The organism is Monashia sp. HAY1-5C (genome assembly GCF_056755255.1).
Map to the genome: position 1 here is coordinate 1 of NZ_JBPGXG010000216.1, position 4,516 is coordinate 4,516.

General features: G+C 72.3%; 5 protein-coding genes and 1 riboswitch. Of the genes, 1 reads left to right on the forward strand and 4 read right to left on the reverse strand.

Translation table 11 applies throughout. From position 1 onward, the window contains the following. A partial coding sequence (locus tag ACR9ZK_RS20805) for an N-acetyltransferase family protein (protein WP_481343871.1) occupies positions 1-404 on the forward strand: 404 nt, incomplete at its 5' end. Positions 405-531: 127 nt separating this feature from the next. On the opposite strand, the gene ACR9ZK_RS20810 is transcribed toward ACR9ZK_RS20805, so the two are convergent. The 4 genes from ACR9ZK_RS20810 to ACR9ZK_RS20825 form a co-directional block, all read right to left on the reverse strand. After that, the gene (locus ACR9ZK_RS20810) at positions 532-1,383 is read right to left on the reverse strand and encodes a CHAP domain-containing protein (protein WP_481343872.1); all 852 of its coding nucleotides are present in this window, start codon (positions 1,381-1,383) and stop codon (positions 532-534) included. Beyond that, a riboswitch (cyclic di-AMP (ydaO/yuaA leader) is annotated at positions 1,383-1,566 on the reverse strand. (Overlaps the previous gene by 1 nt.) A gap of 282 nt (positions 1,567-1,848) precedes the next feature. Next, positions 1,849-2,235: an iron chaperone gene (locus ACR9ZK_RS20815; RefSeq protein WP_481343873.1), complete on the reverse strand. Its 387-nt coding sequence runs from the start codon at positions 2,233-2,235 to the stop codon at positions 1,849-1,851. 219 nt (positions 2,236-2,454) lie between these two features. Then, the gene (locus ACR9ZK_RS20820) at positions 2,455-3,471 is read right to left on the reverse strand and encodes a zinc-dependent alcohol dehydrogenase family protein (protein ID WP_481343874.1); all 1,017 of its coding nucleotides are present in this window, start codon (positions 3,469-3,471) and stop codon (positions 2,455-2,457) included. A 71-nt stretch (positions 3,472-3,542) separates the two neighbouring features. After that, on the reverse strand, positions 3,543-4,516 hold a 974-nt coding region (locus ACR9ZK_RS20825; protein WP_481343875.1), incomplete at its 5' end, for a pirin family protein.

Below are 4,516 nucleotides of genomic sequence, written 5' to 3' on the forward strand. Positions count from 1 at the left end.
GCATCGAGGCCGCCCGCGCCACGCACGCCTGGCTCGTCCTCGAGGAGGCGGGACGGATCCTCGGCTACGCGTACGCCGGTCCGTTCAAGACGCGCCCGGCCTACCGCTGGGCCTGCGAGGTCTCCGTCTACCTCGACCTGGAGCGGCGGGGGCGCGGCGGCGGGCGGGCGCTCTACCTGGCGCTGCTCGAGCGGCTCACCGCGCGCGGCTACCGGATGGCGGCCGCCGGCATCGCCCAGCCCAACGAGGCGAGCAACCGGCTCCACGCGTCGCTGGGGTTCGAGCCGGTGGGCACCTTCCGGCGGGTGGGCTGGAAGCACGGCGCGTGGCACGACGTCGCATGGGTGCAGCGGCTCCTCGGCGAGCCGCACGCGGGCCCCGAGCCGCCCCCCGAGCCGCGCTGAAAGCCACGGCCGGCCCCGGGTCCCGTCAGGCACCCTCGGCCTCCGGCCCCGCACGCCCCGGCATGCAATGAGGGCGGGGACGACACGTGGTCGTCCCCGCCCTCATCCCGCGGGCGCACCGGTCAGGTCACGGTGCGTAGATGTACTGCATCCCCGAGATGTCGGTGACGGTGCGGGTGTTGTAGTTGTACGGGCCGGCGAGGGCGTTCATCTCGATGATGGTGACCTCGTTGCCGTTGACGGCCGTGACCCAGGCGACGTGGCCGACGCTCGAGGAGCCGTGGACGCCGGGCTGCATGACGACGATGGAGCGCGTGCGCGGCGTGCCGCTCACGGTGTAGCCGGCGGAGGCGGCGCCGGAGGCCCACTCCATGGCGTTGCCGGTCCAGCCACCGGGGTAGTAGCCCTCGGACTGGTACCACTTGTTGAGAGCGCCCCACGTGCACTGGCCCGGGGTGGCCCAGTTCGACGAGGCGCGCATGCCGGACGAGGCGCTCGGGACCGAGGCGTTGCTCGTCGACTTGGTCGAGATCGTGCTCGTCGTCAGGGACCGGCGGGACGCGTCGCGCGAGGCGCGCTCGGCCGCGGCCTTGCGCTCCGCGGCGGCCTGGCGGGCCTTCTCGACGACGAGGTCCTCGATGACGGTCGGCTTGGCCGTGGCGGTGCGCTGGGCGACGGCCTGCTGCACCTGGGGCTGGAAGCCGATCTTGGACAGGGCCGTCGCGGGAGCCACGGCGGGAGTGGTCGCCGGGCCGACGGCGGCAGCGTTGCCGAGGGCGGCGACCGCACCGTTGGCCGGCTTCGCCTCGTCGGCGCTGGCCGGGTTCGCGAAGGTGGCGACGAGGCCACCGGTTGCCGCGACGATCGCGGCGCCCTTCATCGCCGGCTGGGCCGACTCACGGGCGAGAAGCTTGAGTTCGTTGAGGGGGTTGTGTCGTCCCGGCGCACGGTGGCGCCCGCGGGTGTTCTCAGTCGTCATGTACCTCTCCGCGCCTACGAAGTTAGCTGTCGGGTTCGGGCGGAAAGGTGCCCGGTGCCCTCCCGTGCCAGCTGCGGCCCGGATGGGTACTTCACCCCAAGGACGTCCGGAGTCGTGGTGCCGGACGCCCGGAGAAACGCGTGGTTCCTCCGCTCCTGTCACAAGGTTTGTCGTCACGAACGAGGCGGTGACAGGACTAGGCGGTCCACCTCGCGCGTGTCCGGCCTGGTGGCCGGACTCCCGGAACTGTAGACGAATCAACCGGGCAATGTCACGCCGAGGTAACGGTGACGCGCCGGGTGTGCCCTTGAACGACCGGTTGCTCCCGCTTTACCGGCGGCATACCGCCCGCGGAGTGAGACATGGGTCACAGACCCACTGGTCGGTTTTCCGGTACGTCGGCCCCGCTCCGGGGTATACGCCTCGCCGGGCGCGGTCCGTCCGTCGCCCGGCGTCGTCACGCCCTCAACCGGACTGGATCTCGTCCTCGTCCTGCTCGCGCTCCGCGCGGCGTCTGACGCACAGGCGGGCGATCGTCGCGACGAGGTCGAGGGGCACGGGACGGGTGATCGGAAAACGCACGGTGTCCTTGGCGCGACGGTAGGGCCGGATGGCCTCCTCGAACGCCTCGTCACCGCTCGGGACGGGGTAGACCCCGACGTGGTTCTTCCACCCGGCGAAGTACAGCAACGGCTTGCCGTCGAGGGTGAAGGTCGCCATGCCGTAGCTGATCTTCTCGCTGGCGTCGGGCACCGCCGTGCGCACCGCCGTACGAACCCTCGCGAGCTGAGTTCGCGTCTCCTCGGGATAGGAGGCGATGTAGTCATCGACGGACGCGAATCTGGGGGCCAATCCTGGTCCTCACTGTCTCCGGACCGGTTTGTCGGGCGGGATCACTGCGACTTTATTGGCCCAAAGGGGTCAGTGCAAAGGAACCTCGCCATTCGGCGCCAAACCGGAGCAAAGCGACAGATGCATGGAGAGGCCGGATCGTCCGGTGAATCCCCTTGGCCCGAGGCGCCGTCCGCGTCAGGCGGGAGAGCCCGCGCGCAGCGCGTCAGGGAAGGCGGCTCACGGCTGCAGGAGCACCTTGACGGCGCGTCGCTCGTCCATGGCGCGGTAGCCCTCGGCCACCTCGTCGAGCGGCAGCGTCAGGTCGAAGACCTTGCCGGGGTCGATGCGCCCGGACAGCACCCGGTCCAGGAGGTCCGGCAGGTAGCGGCGCACCGGGGCGACGCCGCCGGCGAGCCCGATGTTCCGGGAGAACATCCGGCGCACGGGCAGCTCGACCCCGTGCGGGACGCCGACGAAGCCGACGGTCGACCCGGCCCGCGCGACGTCGAAGGCGGTGTCCATGGCCTGGTGCGTGCCGACGCACTCGAGCACGGCGTCGGCCCCGACGCCGCCGGTGAGGTCCTTCACCGCCGCGACGGCCTCCTCGCCGCGCTCGGCCACGACGTGCGTCGCGCCGAAGTCGCGGGCCAGGGCCTGTCGCGGCTCGTGCCGCGACATCGCGACGATCCGCTCGGCGCCGAGCTGCTGGGCGGCGATGACGCCGCAGAGGCCGACCGCGCCGTCACCGACGACGACGACCGTGGAGCCGGGCGTCACCTTCGCGGCGACGGCGGCGTGCCAGCCGGTGGCCATGACGTCGGACAGCGCCAGCAGCGAGGGCAGGTACTTCTCGTCGGGCATCCCGTCGGTCTTGACGAGGCTGCCGTCGGCCTGCGTGACGCGGGTCAGCTCGGCCTGGCCGCTCGCGGTGCCGTCGGCGTTCGGGCACGCGGACTGCACACCGGCGAGACAGTCCGGGCAGGTGTTGTCGCAGTGGCAGAACGGGATGACGACGAAGTCGCCGGGCCTGACCTCCCGGACCTGCGCGCCGACCTCCTCGACGACGCCGACGGCCTCGTGACCGATGGTGGCGCCCACGCGGATCGGGTTCTCGCCGCGGTAGGGCCACAGGTCGGAGCCGCAGATGCAGCCCGCCGTGACGCGCACGATCGCGTCGGTCGGGGCCTCGATGGTGGGGTCGGCGACCTCGGACAGACGGATGTCGCCGGGGCCGTGGATCGTCGTCGCGCGCATGGGCGCCATCCTCGTCCGACCGCCCGCACGTGGCAAAGCCACTCGACGACGGCGCGGGCCGGACCCTGCGCTCAGCCGCGGGAACGCAGGCGCAGGTTGGGCAGCCCGGGCGCGGGGAGCGTGTGGTCCCACGCGTCGGGGAAGGTGCCGTAGCGGGCGGACGCGTCAGCCGCCTCGCCGCGTGCAGCGGCCTCGCGCTCTCGCTGCCACTGCTCGCGGAAGCCCACGACCTCGTCGTGGCTGCGGCCGATGAAGTTCCACCACATGACGATCTGCTCACCGAAGGGTGTCCCGCCGAGGACGAGCAGGCGCGTGGCGTCGTCGCCCGCGGTCAGCGTCATGCGCTGGGCTCCGGCCGGCACGAAGACGATCTCGCCCGGCTTGGCCGTCGCGCCCTGCACCGTGAGCGTGCCTGTGTCGCAGAGGAACCCGTGCTCGTACGCCACGTCCAGGTCGACCTCGAGCGAGCGCCCTGCCGGCAGCGTCACCTCTGCGCCGACGAGCGGCGAGTGCATCGTCACCGGTGAGGTCTGCCCGAACAGGGTGCCGAGGAACACGAGGACGCGGCACCCGTCGACGTCGGTCGCCGCCGGCGCGTAGTGCTCGAAGCCGGGCGCCGTGAACCGGCTCGCCTCGGGCAGCGCCACCCACAGCTGCGCGCCGTGCAGCGTCGTCGTGGCCGGCGTCGAGTACTCGGAGTGGGCGATGCCGTTGCCGGCCGTCATGATGTTGAGCTCGCCCGGGCGGACGAAGGCGTGCGCGCCGGTGGTGTCGCGGTGCTCGACCTCACCCGAGAAGAGCCACGACACCGTCTGCAGGCCGGTGTGCGGGTGGCCCGGCACGACCATGCCTCCCGTCGCCGACACGTCGTCGGGCCCGTAGTGGTCGACGAAGCACCAGGCCCCGATGAGCGAGCGCTCACGCTGGGGGAGGCTGCGGCGGACCGGCATCGCCCGCGGACCGCCGAGGGGCACGTCGCGGTAGGGGAGCACGACGGGGTCGTGGCCGCCGGTGTCGCGGCTCTCGCAGGTGACCTCGTCGGGGT